At 57.6% G+C, this 16,421-nt stretch carries 12 protein-coding genes; 7 read left to right on the plus strand and 5 right to left on the minus strand.

The annotated features are described in order from the left end of the window. Positions 1–102 precede the first annotated feature (102 nt). Positions 103–417 carry a hypothetical protein gene (locus KDX30_RS28180; protein ID WP_027902949.1) on the minus strand — a complete coding sequence of 105 codons (315 nt, stop codon included), beginning with the start codon at positions 415–417 and terminating at the stop codon, positions 103–105. Between the two features lie 59 nt (positions 418–476). Between KDX30_RS28180 and KDX30_RS28185 the strand changes: the two genes are divergently transcribed. From KDX30_RS28185 to KDX30_RS28200, 4 genes are all read left to right on the plus strand, one after another. Continuing rightward, positions 477–1,400, plus strand: a complete 924-nt coding sequence (locus KDX30_RS28185) for a LysR family transcriptional regulator (RefSeq protein WP_027902948.1) — start codon at positions 477–479, stop codon at positions 1,398–1,400. 13 nt (positions 1,401–1,413) lie between these two features. Continuing rightward, positions 1,414–2,214: an alpha/beta fold hydrolase gene (locus tag KDX30_RS28190; protein WP_231678123.1), complete on the plus strand. Its 801-nt coding sequence runs from the start codon at positions 1,414–1,416 to the stop codon at positions 2,212–2,214. A 114-nt stretch (positions 2,215–2,328) separates the two neighbouring features. Continuing rightward, on the plus strand, positions 2,329–2,895 hold the full coding sequence (locus KDX30_RS28195) for a peptidylprolyl isomerase (RefSeq protein WP_027902946.1): 567 nt from the start codon (positions 2,329–2,331) through the stop codon (positions 2,893–2,895). Positions 2,896–3,007: 112 nt separating this feature from the next. Then, the gene (locus KDX30_RS28200; protein ID WP_231678124.1) at positions 3,008–4,840 is read left to right on the plus strand and encodes an ABC transporter ATP-binding protein; all 1,833 of its coding nucleotides are present in this window, start codon (positions 3,008–3,010) and stop codon (positions 4,838–4,840) included. A gap of 160 nt (positions 4,841–5,000) precedes the next feature. On the opposite strand, the gene KDX30_RS28205 is transcribed toward KDX30_RS28200, so the two are convergent. Then, positions 5,001–6,122, minus strand: coding sequence for a GNAT family N-acetyltransferase (locus tag KDX30_RS28205; RefSeq protein WP_231678125.1), 1,122 nt, complete (start codon positions 6,120–6,122; stop codon positions 5,001–5,003). 271 nt (positions 6,123–6,393) lie between these two features. Here KDX30_RS28205 and KDX30_RS28210 point away from each other — a divergent pair, with 271 nt between their 5' ends. Continuing rightward, positions 6,394–7,668 carry a putative porin gene (locus tag KDX30_RS28210; RefSeq protein ID WP_099270863.1) on the plus strand — a complete coding sequence of 425 codons (1,275 nt, stop codon included), beginning with the start codon at positions 6,394–6,396 and terminating at the stop codon, positions 7,666–7,668. A 217-nt stretch (positions 7,669–7,885) separates the two neighbouring features. On the opposite strand, the gene KDX30_RS28215 is transcribed toward KDX30_RS28210, so the two are convergent. Both KDX30_RS28215 and hrpA read right to left on the minus strand, forming a co-directional pair. After that, positions 7,886–9,007 (minus strand): beta-ketoacyl-ACP synthase III, encoded by a 1,122-nt coding sequence (locus KDX30_RS28215; RefSeq protein ID WP_231678126.1) that lies wholly within the window; start codon positions 9,005–9,007, stop codon positions 7,886–7,888. Between the two features lie 508 nt (positions 9,008–9,515). Continuing rightward, positions 9,516–13,427 (minus strand): ATP-dependent RNA helicase HrpA, encoded by a 3,912-nt coding sequence (hrpA, locus tag KDX30_RS28220; protein ID WP_231678127.1) that lies wholly within the window; start codon positions 13,425–13,427, stop codon positions 9,516–9,518. Positions 13,428–13,601: 174 nt separating this feature from the next. Between hrpA and KDX30_RS28225 the strand changes: the two genes are divergently transcribed. Together KDX30_RS28225 and KDX30_RS28230 are read left to right on the plus strand one after the other, a co-directional pair. Beyond that, the gene (locus KDX30_RS28225; RefSeq protein ID WP_027900067.1) at positions 13,602–13,847 is read left to right on the plus strand and encodes a type II toxin-antitoxin system Phd/YefM family antitoxin; all 246 of its coding nucleotides are present in this window, start codon (positions 13,602–13,604) and stop codon (positions 13,845–13,847) included. After that, entirely contained in the window at positions 13,837–14,118 is a 282-nt protein-coding gene (locus tag KDX30_RS28230; RefSeq protein ID WP_027900068.1) for a type II toxin-antitoxin system RelE family toxin, read from the plus strand. Before KDX30_RS28225 ends, KDX30_RS28230 begins: the two co-directional genes overlap by 11 nt. 226 nt (positions 14,119–14,344) lie before the next feature. On the opposite strand, the gene fadD1 is transcribed toward KDX30_RS28230, so the two are convergent. Then, on the minus strand, positions 14,345–16,036 hold the full coding sequence (fadD1, locus tag KDX30_RS28235; RefSeq protein ID WP_122397383.1) for a long-chain-fatty-acid--CoA ligase FadD1: 1,692 nt from the start codon (positions 16,034–16,036) through the stop codon (positions 14,345–14,347). Positions 16,037–16,421: the final 385 nt, after the last annotated feature.

Below are 16,421 nucleotides of genomic sequence, written 5' to 3' on the forward strand. Positions count from 1 at the left end.
CGATAGGCTTGACGCAGTTCACTTTGGATCGCGTCAAGCCTATCGCGAGCAAGCTCGGCTCCCACAGGGACGCACTCCAATCCAGAAATCGGGTGTTGGTGATTACTCGGCTTTACAGGTAAGACTGATGCGCAGCTTGATGATGCTGCGGTTGAATTTGGCGGTCACGTCCGCGCTTTTTTTCGCGGCCACGGTAATGCGCCGGGTACGGGGAGCTTCGGGGCCGTTGCGAAACACCACGCTGCATTTGGCGTCGACATCGCCGTAGTTGTTCACGGTGATGGAGCCCATGTCGTGAAAACTATCGTGAGCGGTGTAGTCGACTTGAACGCCCTCGTAGCTTTTCTCAACCTCGATGGGATACGCCCAGGCCGTCATCGGCAGCAGCGCCAGCAATACACAACAGATTCTGTTCATCGGCAGTCTCCAGAAGGGATTGCAGATTAGGATAAAGCGCAGCAAAAGAGGAGCATCACATGAAAGCCCCCCGCGTCACTCTCGATCAATGGCGAACCTTGCAGGCCGTGGTCGATCACGGCGGCTTCGCCCAGGCAGCCGACGTGTTGCACCGCTCGCAATCGTCAGTCAGCTACACCGTGGCGCGTATGCAGGAGCAACTTGGCGTGCCGCTGTTGCGCATCGACGGGCGCAAGGCGGTGCTGACCGAAGCGGGTGGCGTGCTGCTGCGCCGCTCCCGTCAATTGGTCAAACAAGCCAGCCAGCTTGAAGACCTTGCCCATCACATGGAGCAAGGCTGGGAAGCGGAAGTGCGTCTGGTGGTGGATGCCGCGTATCCCAACGCAAGACTGGTCCGGGCACTGACAGCCTTCATGCCGCAAAGCCGTGGCTGCCGCGTCAGGCTGCGCGAAGAAGTGCTGTCAGGGGTAGAAGAAGTCTTGCTCGAAGGCGTTGCCGATCTGGCGATCAGTGGCTTCAGCATTCCCGGTTATCTGGGCACTGAAATGAGCACCGTGGAGTTCGTCGCCGTCGCCCACCCGGAACATGCACTGCATCAATTGCACCGAGAACTGACCTTTCAGGATCTGGAAAGCCAGTTGCAAGTGGTGATCCGCGATTCCGGCCGTCAGCAACCCCGAGACGTTGGCTGGCTGGGCGCTGAGCAGCGCTGGACGGTCGGCAGCCTGCCGACCGCCGCGACTTTTGTCAGCAGTGGTCTAGGCTTTGCCTGGTTGCCGCGCCACCTGATCGAACGCGAACTGCGTGAAGGTGTACTCAAGGCATTGCCGATGGACAAAGGTGGCAGTCGTAACCCGACCTTCTATCTTTACTCCAGCAAAGACAAACCACTGGGGCCAGCGACGCAGATTCTCATCGAACTGATCCGCACCTTTGATACCGCACCGCTGACCGCTGCTTTCGCCGCGCCTCAACAAGCCTGACAAGGACCTGTCCATGGCCCATTTCGAACATGACGGCTGCTCGTTGCATTACGAAGAATATGGCCAGGGCCCACCCTTGCTATTGCTGCATGGCCTGGGCTCAAGCTGCCGGGACTGGGAGTATCAGATCCCGGCATTCGCCGCCCGTTATCGGGTCATTGCCATGGACATGCGCGGCCACGGGCGCTCCGACAAACCCCGGGAGCGCTACAGCATTCGTGGCTTCAGTGCCGATGTCGAAGCGCTGATCGAGCACCTCAATCTGGGCCAGGTGCATGTACTCGGGCTGTCCATGGGCGGGATGATCGGCTTCCAGTTGGCGGTGGATTATCCTCATCTGCTGAAAAGCCTGTGCATCGTCAACAGTGCACCGCAGGTCAAAGTGCGCAGCGCCAACGATGTCTGGCAATACACCAGGCGTTGGGTGCTGGCGCGGCTGCTGGGTATGGGTACCCTGGGTAAGGCGGTGAGTCACAATCTGTTCCCCAAACCCGAACATGCACATTTACGCCATCTCATGGCCGAACGCTTTGCGAGCAACGACAAACGCGCTTATCTGGCCAGCTTCGATGCGATCGTCGGGTGGGGCGTCGAGCACAAGCTGTCGCGCATTACCTGCCCTACACTGGTGATCAGTGCCGATCGGGATTACACACCGGTCGCGCTTAAAGAAGCGTACGTGGGACTGATCCCGAATGCTCGACTGGTGGTCATCAAAGACTCCCGTCACGCTACGCCGCTTGAGCACCCGGAGCAGTTCAACCGTATCGCTCTGGAATTCATCGATGCCGTACAGGCTGACGTGAACGTCTAAAGCGCTTTCACGCTGGGCAAAAAAAGCCAAACGTGATTACCTTGCAGCCTGCATCGCTTCATGTGTCTGCATTATCGATCGCAGTCGAAACCATCAATCAGGATCAACTGACCCATGCTGAAAAAAATCGTCATCGCCGCCTGCTCCGTGTTGTTCGCCGCCAACCTCATGGCTGCAACACCTGCCAAGCCGACCCGCGTCGTGCTCGACACCAGCTTCGGCGCGATTGAAATCCAGCTCGAAGACCAGAAGGCTCCGATCAGCACTGCGAACTTCCTGGGCTACGTCGACAGCAACTTCTACAACAACACGATTTTCCACCGTGTGATCCCGGGTTTCATGGCCCAGGGCGGCGGTTTCACTGCGCAAATGCAGCAGAAGCCGACCAAAGATCCGATCAAGAACGAAGCGAACAATGGCCTGCATAACGTGCGTGGCACCGTTGCCATGGCCCGTACCTCGCAAGTCAATTCGGCCACCAGCCAGTTCTTCATCAACACGGCCGATAACGCCATGCTGGACAACGGCGTGCGCGACTTCGGTTACGCCGTTTTCGGCAAAGTGGTCAAGGGCATGGATGTAGTCGACCAGATCGTCAACGCCCAGTCCGGCAACAAGCAAGGCATGCAGAACGTCCCTCTCGACCCGATCTACATCAAGTCCGCCAAGCGAGTCGAATAAGCTAAACGTGTCCGCATGAAATCAGTTTAAGCATTCTTGATTTCATGCGGTCCGATCAAGGGAATATCCGCTCAGTAAGGAGAGCCCGCCTAACTCGTGGGCATCATTGCCAATGTTCTATCGTCGTTTCGAAAAACTGATCGATATCTTCCGTGACGCTCCCACCGACGCCCCGCCCAATACCGTTCTAGCCTTCTACATCTACTACCTGCGCCAGGTCTGGCCGAGCTTTGCAGCCTTGCTGGTCGTCGGCTTGATTAGCGCACTGATCGAAGTCGCGCTGTTCAGCTACCTGAGCCGTATCATTGATCTGGCCCAGGGCACGCCCAATAAAGACTTTTTCAGTATCCACGCCAACGAGCTCATCTGGATGGCCGTGGTTGCCCTGCTGTTGCGACCGATTTTCGTTGGCTTGCACGACCTGCTTGTGCACCAGACCATCAGCCCAGGCATGACCAGCATGATTCGCTGGCAGAACCACAGCTATGTGCTAAAGCAGAGCGTGCGGTTCTTCCAGAACGATTTCGCCGGGCGCATCGCCCAACGCATCATGCAAACCGGTAACTCATTGCGCGACTCTGCCGTTCAGGCTGTGGATGCGCTCTGGCACGTGTTGATCTACGCCATCAGCGCCCTGGTCTTGTTCGCTGAAGCAGACTGGCGCCTGATGATCCCGCTGCTGGCGTGGATTGCTTCGTATATCGCCGCGCTCTGCTACTTCGTCCCGCGTGTGAAAGAACGCTCGGTGGTGTCCTCGGACGCACGCTCCAAACTCATGGGCCGTATCGTTGATGGCTACACCAACATCACCACCTTGAAGCTGTTCGCTCATACCAATTACGAACAACAGTACGCCCGCGAAGCGATTATCGAACAGACCGAAAAAACCCAACTGGCCGGTCGCGTTGTGACCGCCATGGATACCGTCATTACCACCATGAACGGGGTGCTGATCGTCACCACTACCGGTCTGGCGTTGTGGCTGTGGACCCAGTCCCTGATCTCGGTGGGCGCCATCGCCCTGGCCACTGGCCTGGCGATTCGTATCGTCAACATGTCCGGCTGGATCATGTGGGTAGTCAACGGCATCTTCGAAAATATCGGCATGGTTCAGGACGGTCTGGCGAGCATTTCCCAACCGGTCAGCGTCACCGATCGCAAGCCTGCACCGCGCTTGAACGTGGACAAGGGCGGCGTGAAATTCGACGGTGTGGATTTCCACTATGGCAACGGTAACGGGATCATCCACGGCCTGAACCTGGACATCAGACCGGGCGAGAAAATCGGTCTGATTGGTCCATCAGGTGCGGGCAAGTCGACGCTGGTCAACCTGCTGTTGCGCATGTACGACGTACAGGGCGGACAGATCCTGATCGACGGTCAGGACATTTCCCATGTGTCTCAGGAAAGCCTGCGCGAACAGATCGGCATGATCACTCAGGACACGTCGCTGCTGCACCGCTCGATCCGTGACAATTTGCTGTACGGAAAACCGGAGGCCACCGACGAGCAATTGTGGGAAGCCGTGCGCAAGGCTCGGGCGGATGAGTTCATCCCGCTGCTGACAGACTCCGAAGGACGCGTGGGCTTTGACGCTCAGGTAGGAGAACGCGGCGTGAAGCTGTCAGGTGGGCAACGCCAGCGTATCGCGATTGCCCGGGTGCTGCTCAAGGACGCGCCGATTCTGATCATGGACGAAGCCACCTCGGCACTGGATTCGGAAGTCGAAGCGGCAATTCAGGAAAGCCTGGAAACGCTGATGAAGGGCAAAACCGTGATCGCCATCGCTCACCGCCTGTCGACGATTGCGCGAATGGACCGACTGGTCGTACTGGAAAACGGCCGCATTGCTGAAAGCGGTACACACGCCGAGTTGCTGGCACATGGTGGCTTGTATGCAAGGCTGTGGCAGCATCAGACCGGAGGGTTTGTGGGGATTGATTGATTCTGTCAGCCCCTGCAACTGATGGATTGGAATACACCCCCTGTGGGACCGAATTCATTCGGGAAGGCGGTATTCCTGACTGTGGAGATGACGTGAATGCACCAGCCCCTTCGCGAATGAATTCGCTCCCACAAGGCCGCTCAAAGGCACGAGATTGTCGTCAAACCTGCCGATACGGCAGCGCTCCTTTGGCATCTTCGGCATATGCCAGGATGCCAACCCTTTCCTGATCAAGAAAATCACTGACCGCGTCCTTCAGCCCGGCATGGGTCAAGTAGTGCCATGACCGAGTGATCACCGGCTCAAAGCCGCGAATCAATTTGTGCTCACCTTGCGCCCCGGCATCGAAACGCTTCAGGCCATGGCCGATGGCGTAATCCATGCCCTGGTAGAAACACGTCTCGAAATGCAGGCGGTCGAACTCCGCGAGACATCCCCAATAGCGTCCGTAAAAACTGTCACCGCCCAACAGGCTGAACGCCATGGCTACCGGCCGTGAACCCTGTCGCGCCAGCACCACACGGATGGCCTCAGGCATGCGCTCGGCCAACAGACTAAAGAACTCACGCGTCAGATACGGCGATTGCCCACGCACCTCGTAGGTATTGGAGTAACAGGCATATACGAAATCCCACAGCAGCTCGCTTAGCTGATGGCCTTCGAGCCAGTCGAACTCGATGCCCTGCCCCGCCACCTGCTCGCGCTCCTTGCGCATCTGCTTGCGCTTGCGCGAACTCAAGGCATCGAGGAAGTCCTGAAAATCCCGATAGCCACGGTTTTGCCAATGAAACTGGCAACCATAACGCTGTAGCCAGCCTGGCTGCTCGTCCAGAAACGCATCGGCCAGGGGGTCAGTGAAATTAACGTGTGCGCTGGAGAGTTCCTGGTCTTGAAGATAACCGGGCACAGCATTGAGCAACTCAATGCCGGCATCAGGCGACGCCGACAAAATCCTTGCTCCACTCACCGGACTGAACGGCACTGCCACCAGCAGCTTGGGGTAATACGCAATGCCCGCGCGACGACAAGCATCAGCCCAGCTGTGATCGAACACGTACTCGCCGTAAGAGTGCCACTTGCGATACGCAGGCATCGCCGCGACCAGCTCACCATTCTGGTAGTTGAGCAAGTGTTCAGCCTGCCAGCCCGAGCGTGGCCCGAGGCTACCGCTGTCTTCCAGCGCACTGAGAAACGCATGGCGCACGAACGGCTGCCCCCCCGGAACCAGTGCGTCCCATTGGGCAGGCACGACGTTTTCAAGGGTAGATATCTGGACGGGCATGCGGACTTCCCCAACTGAATCGAGCGACGCAGCAGTATCCCCCATCAGTCGACAATGTTCACCCGTCTCGGTTTCGAAGGCTCTAGCTCAAGGCTTACAGACTTTTAAATGTCACCGAGACGCCATCGTTGTGCCACCTTTTTGTCATAACCCATCGTGATACTGGCGCCTGTTTTTAGAACCGGGGGTACTAACCCTCAAACGCCCTGCCTGTGGGGCGGTTTCCCCAGGATGACCTGATGTCGTCCTTATTCACGTTATGGAGATCAACATGCGTCTTGTTTCTACACGTACTGCTTCGGCCCTGTGTGGTGGCCTGGTATTGGCAATGGCTATTCCTGCCAATGCCGCAGTCGACGCTAAATTGCTGGACATGCTCAAGGCTAACGGCTCTATCAACGCAGCCCAGTACGCTGAACTGCAGACCGAACTGGCCAAAGACCAGGCAGCACAGAAACAAGCACTCGCAGATGTGCAAAACACCAAGACAGCCTCTCAGGCCGAGTTCGAGAAAAAAGTCGCCTGGGCGACCAAGACTCAGTTCAAGGGTGATGTGCGTGTTCGCCAGGAATTCGTCAACGTCGAAGGACAGAGCAACAGTCAGGACCAGAGCCGCCAGCGTATCCGGGCAAGACTGGGTGCCTATACCGAAATCAACCCGCAAGTGAACACGGGTATTCGCATCGCCACCGGCGGCACCAGCGGTGATGGTCGCTCTACCAACGCGGATCTGGATAACAAGTTCGCCAAGAAAAACCTGTGGCTGGACCTGGGCTACATCGACTACGCCCCGACAGCCATCAAGAACCTGCACATCATCGGCGGCAAGATGAACCAGCCGTGGGTCAGCATGGGCGATATCATCTGGGACAGCGACCTCAACCCTGAAGGCCTGGCAGCGACCTACAGCTTGCCACTGGGCGGCAAAACCGAGTTGTTCGGCAGCGCGGGTCATTACACCCTCAACAACAATATCGACGGTGAAGGCACGCAATTCCGTCATGACCTACGCATGTATGCCGGTCAGTTGGGTGCCAGGTTCGCGCCGACAGACAACCTGAAAGTTACCTTGGGCGGTAGCGTCTACGGTTTCGACAACGATGACGATGAGGGCGCAGCCGGTCTTGCAGTCAACGGTAATACACCGACTGAGTTCCAGTTGTACGAAGGTTTCGGTCAGATAGATATCAGCGGCCTGGCTGTACCACTGGGTGTGTATGGTCAATACGTCGTCAACGACAAAGCCTCTGACGGCAATGACACGGCCTGGCTGGCGGGTGTGAAAACCAAGGTGTTCGGTTTCGGTCTGGACTACAACTACCGCGATGTACAACGCAATGGCGTGGTCGGCGCGTTCACCGACTCGGACTTCGCCAACGGCTTCACCGGCTCACGCGGTCACAAGTTGAAAGTTGGTTACGAAATCGACAAGAACTTCACGATTGGTGCCACTTACCTGTTGGCCGATGCTGACCACATCCCTAACGCCGGGCGCACCGACGCAGATGCAAAAACCCTTCAGCTGGATCTGGAAGCGAAGTTCTAAAGAGCACCGCGACACGTTTCAGGCTTCAAGCGGCGCAGCTCCCGTCGCTTGACGCCGCAAAGACCTTACCGCTCGACGTTGCCCTGGCGATCCCCATCATCCGTTCGCCAGGGCAAGGTCGGGCTTTTTTTTCGATACCACTTTGTAGGAGTTCCGAAGGCTGTGACGGCTTTTCATCTGACGCCCCAACATCGCACCCTCTGGAAGCCCGCCGCCCTCAACGCTTGCGCAGAATCACGCTGCCAATCGAATAACCTGCGCCAAACGAACTCAGCACGCCCAGCGCGCCGCTTGGCAGGTCATCCTGATAGGTGTGAAACGCGATCACCGAACCCGCCGAGCTGGTGTTCGCATACGTGTCGAGAATTACCGGCGCTTCTTCGATCGAGGCGTCGCGGCCCAAGAGCTTTTTGACGATCAGGTGGTTCATGCTGAGGTTGGCCTGATGCAGCCAGAAGCGCTGCACATCGCTGACGTTCAGGCTGTTTTCATGCAGGTGCGCACCCACGAGTTCGGCGACCATCGGGCAAACTTCGCGAAACACCTTGCGGCCTTCCTGGACGAACAGTTTGTCGGGCGCGCCTTCGCCCTCTTCTGCTGTGCGGTTGAGAAAACCGAAGTTGTTACGGATGTTGTTGGAAAAGCTGGTCAGCAACTTGGTGCCGAGAATATCGAACTGATGCGCTGAAGTGGCCAGATCGGCACGCTCAACCAGCACAGCCGTGGCGGCATCACCGAAGATGAAGTGGCTGTCGCGGTCACGGAAATTCAGGTGTGCAGTGCAGATTTCCGGGCTGACGACCAATACTGCGCGGGCCTGGCCCAATTGCACGCTGTTGCTTGCTGTCTGAATCCCAAAGGTTGCCGACGAGCAGGCGACGTTCATGTCAAAGCCGAAACCCTGAACACCCAATGCTGCCTGAATTTCGATGGAAATCGCCGGGTAGGCGCGTTGCAGGTTCGAGCAGGCGACGATAACGCCGTCGACATCGGCAGCGGTCTTGCCGGCACGTTGCAAGGCTTGCTCAGCGGCAGCCACACCCATCTGGCAGAGGATCGACCATTCATCATTGGAGCGTTCGGGCAAGCGAGGCTTCATGCGGTGCGGGTCAAGAATACCGTCCTTGTCCATGACAAAACGGCTTTTTATGCCCGAGGCTTTTTCGATAAAGGCAGCGTTGGATTCAGTCAGCGCCTGGACTTCGCCACGCTCGATGGCGGCAGCGTTCTCGCTGTTGAATTGAGCAACGTAGGTATTGAAAGACTGCACCAGCTCTTCATTGGAAATGCTGTTGGCCGGGGTGTACAGGCCTGTGCCGCTGATGACGACGTTGTGCACGGTCGTTCCTCTCTTATTGATCAATGCAGGTAACGACCTGCTCGGGCATCGCGGCGGCCCCACTTTTTTGGGACCGACGTACCAATGCAAAACGGTAAAACACCCTTGGTGCGGACAAGCTTTGGCAACGCTCAGGGGTTCAAGGGCCGAAGTGTGCCATATCGGCCCCTATATTGGGGAGTTTGAACAGAAGACCTGTAGGTGCTCGTGCGATCAGGTGAGTACGTATATCTGAGCGGTGCCTGGGCCGAGCCGCATCCGGACGATAAAGGATAACGCGGTGTGTCTTCCAGCCACGTCTCATGTATCGCGGGCGAGCCTCGCTCCCACACGTTTTGCGCATGACCCACGCACTGGGTGCTGTATCAAACCTGTGTGAGATTCTATGTTCGCCTGTAAACCTGTGGGAGCGAGGTTTGCCCGCGATGCAGACGACTCGGTTTGTCAGCCATTACCGTGTCATCGTTCATCGCGAGCAAACTCACTCACAGATATCCGTTTGAACGGCCTACCCCTCCACTTGGCTCCATTGCTTGCTCAAGCGCTTGTCGGACACCGGCATTCTGGTCCCCAGTTGCTGGGCGAACAGCGACACGCGGTATTCCTCCAGCCACCAGCGATAGGCGGTCAGCTCCGGATCGCGCTTGCCTTCCTGGGCGTGTTTGCTGGCACGGGCCTGGTATTGGGCCCAAAGCCCCGCCAGTTCGATGCTCCAGACCCGATCCTTCTGCACTTGGCTCGGTAGCTTTTCCAGACGCATTTCAATGGCTTTCAGGTAACGCGGCAACTCCTTGAGCCACTGCGCCGGTGTTTCGCGAACGAAGCCCGGATAGACCAACTGCCCCAGCTGCGACTTGATGTCGTTGAGCGCGACCGCCTCGGCCAGATTGATCTTGCCCTTGAAGCGCTTTTGCAGGCCGTGCCAGAGCTTGAGAATATCCAGGGTCAGCTTCGCCAGACGCTCGGCGTGTTCAGTCCATGCGCCACGCTTGCGTTCGGCCAATGCCAGCAGCCCGGCACCGTCACGGGGCAAGCTCTCCTCGCCTTCCAGCACGCAGGTGTCGAGGCTGGCCAGCAGAATGTCTTCGACCAGCGCGTCGATGCGCCCCAACTCGCGATACAGCAATGCCAGTTCGGTCTGGCCCGGCAGTTTGCTGCGCAGGAACTTGGCCGGTTCAGCCAATTGCTGCAACAGCAAACGTTGCAGGGCACGGCGATGCTGGTATTCAGCTTCGGCGGAGGTCGAGAAGCGCCCCTCCTTGACCGTACCTGATTCTTCGACCAGCGCAGGGTAAACCGTCATGGAAAGCCCGGCGATGTTCTGCTGGGTTTTTTCCGCCACCGGCGCGAAGACTTTCGCCTCTACTGGCTGCTGACCTTTCGCTGACTGCGGAACTGCCAGGGCAGCCTGACTGGCTTCTGCAAAACGCGCGGTCAGTTCGTCCAGCTCGCGGCCTTCGCCGAGGAATTTGCCGTTGCCGTCGACAATTTCCAGATTCATTTTCAGATGACTTTCAAGCTGCTGCGCGGCTTCAGCCCAGGCTTCGTCACTGACTCGCGCACCGGTCATGCGCAGCAATTCGCGGCCCAGCGCCTGGGGCAACGAACCTTCGCCAAACGTAATGCGCTGCAACGCTGCCTTGATAAAGTCCGGGACCGGCACGAAGTTCTTGCGAATTGCCTTGGGCAGGTTGCGGACCAGCGCGATGCATTTGGTTTCCAGCAAGCCCGGCACCAGCCATTCCAGCCGCTCGGCGGGCAACGACAGCAACAACGGCGCAGGTACGCGTACGGTCACGCCATCGCGAGGATGATTGGGTTCGAAGTGATAAGTCAGCGGCAGGGTCAGATCGCCCAGCTTGAGGGTGTCCGGGTAATACGCCGCGGTGACTTCATTGGCCTCGCGGGCCAATACGTCTTCTTCGCGCATGATCAACAGTTGCGGGTTCTTCTGACTCTCGGTTTTGTACCAGTGATCGAAGGTCGCAGCCTGATGAATCTCGGCGGGAATTCGTGCCTCGTAAAAGCCGTAAAGCGTGTCTTCGTCAGCGAGAATGTCGCGGCGACGCGCCTTGGCTTCCAGTTCGTCGAGGGTTTCCAGCAACCGGGTATTGGCGCTCAGGCACTTGGCGCGAGAGTTGATCTCGCCACGCACCAACCCTTCGCGGATGAACAGTTCTCGGGAGACCACCGGATCAATCGGCCCGTAGTGCACCGGACGACGGCCGACCACGATCAGGCCAAACAAGGTGATCTGTTCGAACGCCACGACCTGCCCGCGCTTCTTTTCCCAATGCGGCTCGAAGTGGTTCTTCTTGATCAAATGCCCGGCCAGCGGCTCGATCCAGTCTGAATCGATCTTGGCGACCATGCGCGCATACAGTTTGGTGGTTTCCACCAGCTCAGCGGTCATCAACCATTGCGGCCGCTTCTTGCCCAACCCTGACGACGGGTGAATCCAGAAGCGTCGTTGTCGTGCGCCGAGGTAATCGCCTTCGTCGGCTTTCTGCCCGATCTGACTGAGCAGACCGGAGAGAATCGCCTTGTGGAATTTCGGGTAGTCGGCGGGCTCTTTGTTGACTGTCAGTTGCAGGTCGCGACAGATCAGGCCCAACTGGCGGTGAGCGTCGCGCCATTCTCGCAGGCGCAGGTAGTTGAGGAAGTTGCGACGGCACCAGTTGCGTAGCGGGCTGGCGGTCAGGGCCTGACGTTGCTCTTCGAAACCACGCCACAGATTGACCAGTCCGGCGAAGTCCGAATCAGCGTCCTTCCATTGTGCGTGGGCCTGATCCGCCGCTTGCTGACGCTCCGGCGGACGCTCGCGCACATCCTGCACGGACATGGCGCTGGCAACGATCAACACCTCCTGCAAGCTGCCCTGCTTCGCCGCTTCCAGCAACATGCGCCCCATGCGCGGGTCCACCGGCAAGCGTGCCAACTGGCGGCCCAGCGGTGTCAGCTGATTTTCGCGGTTAACCGCCGACAGTTCCTGCAAGAGGTTGAAACCGTCGCTGATGGCTTTGCCGTCTGGTGGCTCAATGAACGGGAAGTCCGTGATCTCGCCCAGGCGCAGATGCAGCATCTGCAGGATCACCGCGGCGAGGTTGGTACGCAGGATTTCCGGATCGGTAAACTCCGGCCGCCCGTTGAAATCTTCTTCGCTATACAGCCGCACGCAGAGACCCGGCTCGACCCGGCCGCAACGGCCTTTACGCTGGTTGGCGCTGGCCTGGGAAACGGCCTCAATGGGCAAGCGCTGTACCTTGGCGCGATAGCTGTAGCGGCTGATGCGCGCGGTCCCGGTGTCGATCACGTAACGGATGCCCGGAACGGTCAACGAAGTTTCAGCAACGTTGGTTGCCAGTACCACACGCCGTCCCGGATGCGACTGGAAAATCCGCTGCTGCTCGGCAGGCGACAGGCGCGCATACAGTGGCAGGATTTCCGTATGTTTGAGCTGCGCCTTGCGCAGCATTTCTGCAGCATCACGGATTTCACGCTCGCCGGGCAGGAACACCAGAACATCGCCAGGGCTCTTGCGTTCACTGCGTTCGAAAGCGGCCAGCTCGTCCAGCGTCGCCAGAATCGCCTGATCAACCGTCAGGTCATCTTCGACGCTGTTGCCCTCTTCGTCCTGCTGGGAGGTCAGCGGGCGATACCAGGTTTCCACGGGGAACGTCCGACCGGAAACCTCGACGATAGGTGCGTCATTGAAGTGCTCGGAAAACCGCTGCAAGTCGATGGTCGCCGACGTGATGATGACTTTCAGGTCCGGGCGACGCGGCAGCAGGGTTTTCAGGTAACCCAGCAGGAAATCGATATTGAGGCTGCGCTCGTGGGCTTCGTCGACGATGATTGTGTCGTAACGCTCAAGAAAGCGGTCGTGCTGGGTTTCCGCCAGCAGGATACCGTCGGTCATCAGCTTGATCAGGGTGCTGCTGTCGCTCTGATCCTCGAAGCGCACCTGATAACCGACCAGCGCGCCCAATGGCGTTCCCAGCTCTTCTGCGACGCGACTGCCGACGCTGCGCGCTGCGATTCGACGTGGCTGGGTATGGCCAATCAGACCGTGTTGCCCGCGACCGATTTCCAGGCAGATCTTCGGCAACTGGGTGGTTTTACCCGACCCGGTCTCACCGGCAATGATCAGCACCTGGTGCTTGAGCAGCGCCTCTTTGATTTCGTCACGCTTGGCAGCAATCGGCAGGCTGTCGTCGTAACGAATCACCGGCACGCTGTCACGCCGCGCAGTCACCTGAGCACACGACGCCTGCACCTTCGCCACCCACTGCGCTAGCTTCGCCTCATCGGGCTTCTTGCGCAGCTCATGCAACTGGCGGCGCAAGCGATGACGATCGCTGATCATCGCGTGGTCGAGGTTCTTCAGGAGTTGGTCAATCGAGGGCGTTTGATCGGTCATCAGGTGCGCAGGGTCTTTTTGAAAGGTGCAAAGGCGGGGATTGTCGCAGATTGAGGTTACTTGTGACGACCTCCCATATCCGACGCGAAATTCATAATAAGCAATGGCCCACTTGGATGGTTGCGAAAGCCCATTAAAAAGACCAAAATATCGCCCAAAATGGAGCACCAAATAATGCAAAGTATCTTGGCCGACATCGCCGTCAGCGTATCCGAATTGAAGAAAAATCCCTCAGCGGTATTGAGTGGTGCCCATGGATTGCCAGTCGCAGTTCTTAACCATAACAAGGTGATGGGCTATATGGTCCCCGCAGAGGTCTTCGAGGCCATGATGGAGCGTCTTGACGATCTCGATCTCGCCGACCTTATCAAGTCGCGCCAGCATGAAAAGCCCGTGCCGGTAGACATTGATGACCTTTAAGCTTGAGTTTCTGCCATCAGCATTGAAAGAGTGGGAAAAGCTGGGCCATACAATTCGTGACCAGTTGAAGAAGAAGCTTCAAGAGCGACTCAGCCTGCCAAGAGTTCCGGGTGATGCTTTGCATGGCATGCCGGACCACTACAAGATCAAACTGCGCAGCGCAGGTTATCGACTGGTGTATCGGGTCGAAGATGACCGAGTGGTCGTTACTGTGGTCGCGGTTGGTAAGCGGGAGCGTGGCGATGTGTACGCCGCAGCCGGGAACCGATGAGGTTCTTGCGTGAGACTCTACTGGGCCGCATTCGAACCTAGAACGATAATGCGTTCGCGGAGAAGCACAGCTCCAACAGACGATCACAAAACCTGTGGGAGCCGGGCTTGCCCGCGATAAGAACACCGCATATATCAGGTCTGTCGCGTCCAGCCTTATCGCGGGCAAGCCTCGCTCCCACAGGTTTTTTGATCACCTGTGGGAGCGAAGCCTGGCAGAAGAACTTTTACTTCTTCAACCCCAACTTCTTCAACTCCTCATCGCGCAATTCGCGACGCAGGATCTTGCCGACGTTTGTAGTAGGCAGTGAGTCGCGGAACTCGACGCTACGCGGGACTTTGTAGCCGGTCAGGTTGGCGCGCATGTGCTCCATGACTTGATCCTTGGTCAGGGTCATGCCCGGTTTGACCACCACGAACACCTTGATCGCTTCGCCGGATTTATCGTCTGGAACGCCAATGGCCGCACACTGCACCACGCCCGGCAAGGTCGCCAGCACGTCTTCGAGCTCATTAGGGTAAACGTTGAAGCCGGAGATCAGGATCATGTCTTTCTTGCGATCGACAATCCGCATGTAGCCGTCGGGCTGGATTATTGCGATATCGCCGGTCTTGAGCCAGCCATCCGCGTCGATCATTTCATCGGTCGCGTCCTGACGCTCCCAATAGCCTTTCATCACCTGTGGGCCTTTGATGCACAGCTCGCCAACTTCACCCAGTGGCAAATCGTTGCCTGCGTCGTCGATGACTTTGCACAACGTCGAAGGCGCCGGAATGCCGATGGTGCCAATCTGGATATTCTGGTTAGGGTTGCAACTGGCTACCGGACTGGTTTCAGTCATGCCATAGCCTTCGCAAATGGCGCAGCCAGTCACTTCTTTCCAGCGTTCGGCAGCGGCCAGTTGCAAGGCCATGCCGCCGGACAGCGTCACTTTCAGGCCCGAGAAATCCAGATTGCGAAACTCAGGGCTATTGCACAGCGCCACGAACAACGTATTGAGGCCGACAAACCCAGTGAACTTCCACTTGGAAAGCTCCTTGACCATGGCGGGCAGGTCACGCGGGTTGCTGATCAGGATGTTGTGGTTGCCGATCAACATCATCGACATGCAGTGAAAGGTGAAGGCATAGATGTGATAGAGCGGCAGCGGCGTGATCACCACTTCGCTGCCTTCATTCATGTTCGAGCTCATCAAGGCCTTGCACTGCAACATGTTGGCGATCAGGTTGCGGTGGGTAAGCATCGCGCCTTTGGCCACGCCGGTGGTGCCGCCGGTGTATTGCAGCACCGCAACGTCATTGCTGGCCGGTACGGCCTCGGTGAAGGAAAGGCCACGGCCTTTTTTAAGCACTTCATTGAATTTGACTGCCGCCGGCAAGTGGTAAGCCGGAACCATCTTCTTCACGTACTTGATAACGCTGTTGATCAACAGGCGCTTGAGCGTCGGCAGCATGTCCGCCACTTCGGTGACAATCACATGCTTGACGCTAGTCTTGGGCACGACCTTTTCAGCCAGATGCGCCATGTTCGCCAGGCAGACCAGCGCCTTGGCACCGGAGTCCTTGAACTGGTGTTCCATTTCCCGCGCGGTATACAGCGGGTTGGTATTGACCACGATCAGACCGGCGCGCAAGGCACCGAATACGGTAATGGGGTATTGCAGGACGTTGGGCAACTGCACGGCGATACGATCACCGGGCTGCAAATCGGTATGGTGCTGAATCCAGGCGGCAAAAGCGCCCGACTTTTCATACAGCTCACCATAGGTGAGGGTCTGGCCCAGATTGGTGAACGCCGGCTTGCTGGCGAAACGCTCGCAAGACTGCTTCAATACGGCCTGGACGTTGGGGTATTCGTCAGGATTGATCTCGGCAGGTATGCCAGACGGATACTTGTCCTTCCAGAAGTTTTCAATCATGGAAGCCGGGCTCCTCAGCGACAGCGAATTCTTCACACCGCTTGAATGCGATGATTTTTTTGTGTTTTGGAATTGTGCAGTTCACGCTTTGTTGCTTAATGACGGGTCAAAAGCGGGCCGAGAGTAGCAGCTTTGCAAATGGCCGCCTAGAGGCAAGGAAGGCCTCTTCAGTCACTTAAATGACTCAAGAATTCATAGCAGTCACGTTTAGAGTTTTAATTCTATTTGTCGCTAGTCGGGCTAGGATAGCCGGGTTAGAGCTGCTGAAAGAAATCCCATTTTTCAAATACATTCTGTGGGAGCAGAGCTTGCTCGCGATAAGGCTGGACGCGATTCACTTGAGGAAGCAGGCCGGCATAAAGGGACGCACGCGGGGGGCGAAGGA

Source organism: Pseudomonas quasicaspiana (assembly GCF_021147825.1).
Lineage (GTDB): Bacteria > Pseudomonadota > Gammaproteobacteria > Pseudomonadales > Pseudomonadaceae > Aquipseudomonas > Aquipseudomonas quasicaspiana.

Excerpts from the sequence above, each read along its gene's own strand:
- KDX30_RS28200 (WP_231678124.1), top strand. The coding sequence starts at position 3,008 with ATGTTCTATCGTCGTTTCGAAAAACTGATCGATATCTTCCGTGACGCT.
- KDX30_RS28180 (WP_027902949.1), bottom strand. The coding sequence starts at position 417 with ATGAACAGAATCTGTTGTGTATTGCTGGCGCTGCTGCCGATGACGGCC.
- KDX30_RS28210 (WP_099270863.1), top strand. The coding sequence starts at position 6,394 with ATGCGTCTTGTTTCTACACGTACTGCTTCGGCCCTGTGTGGTGGCCTG.
- KDX30_RS28195 (WP_027902946.1), top strand. The coding sequence starts at position 2,329 with ATGCTGAAAAAAATCGTCATCGCCGCCTGCTCCGTGTTGTTCGCCGCC.
- KDX30_RS28185 (WP_027902948.1), top strand. The coding sequence starts at position 477 with ATGAAAGCCCCCCGCGTCACTCTCGATCAATGGCGAACCTTGCAGGCC.
- KDX30_RS28230 (WP_027900068.1), top strand. The coding sequence starts at position 13,837 with ATGACCTTTAAGCTTGAGTTTCTGCCATCAGCATTGAAAGAGTGGGAA.
- KDX30_RS28205 (WP_231678125.1), bottom strand. The coding sequence starts at position 6,122 with ATGCCCGTCCAGATATCTACCCTTGAAAACGTCGTGCCTGCCCAATGG.
- KDX30_RS28190 (WP_231678123.1), top strand. The coding sequence starts at position 1,414 with ATGGCCCATTTCGAACATGACGGCTGCTCGTTGCATTACGAAGAATAT.
- fadD1 (WP_122397383.1), bottom strand. The coding sequence starts at position 16,036 with ATGATTGAAAACTTCTGGAAGGACAAGTATCCGTCTGGCATACCTGCC.
- KDX30_RS28225 (WP_027900067.1), top strand. The coding sequence starts at position 13,602 with ATGCAAAGTATCTTGGCCGACATCGCCGTCAGCGTATCCGAATTGAAG.
- hrpA (WP_231678127.1), bottom strand. The coding sequence starts at position 13,427 with ATGACCGATCAAACGCCCTCGATTGACCAACTCCTGAAGAACCTCGAC.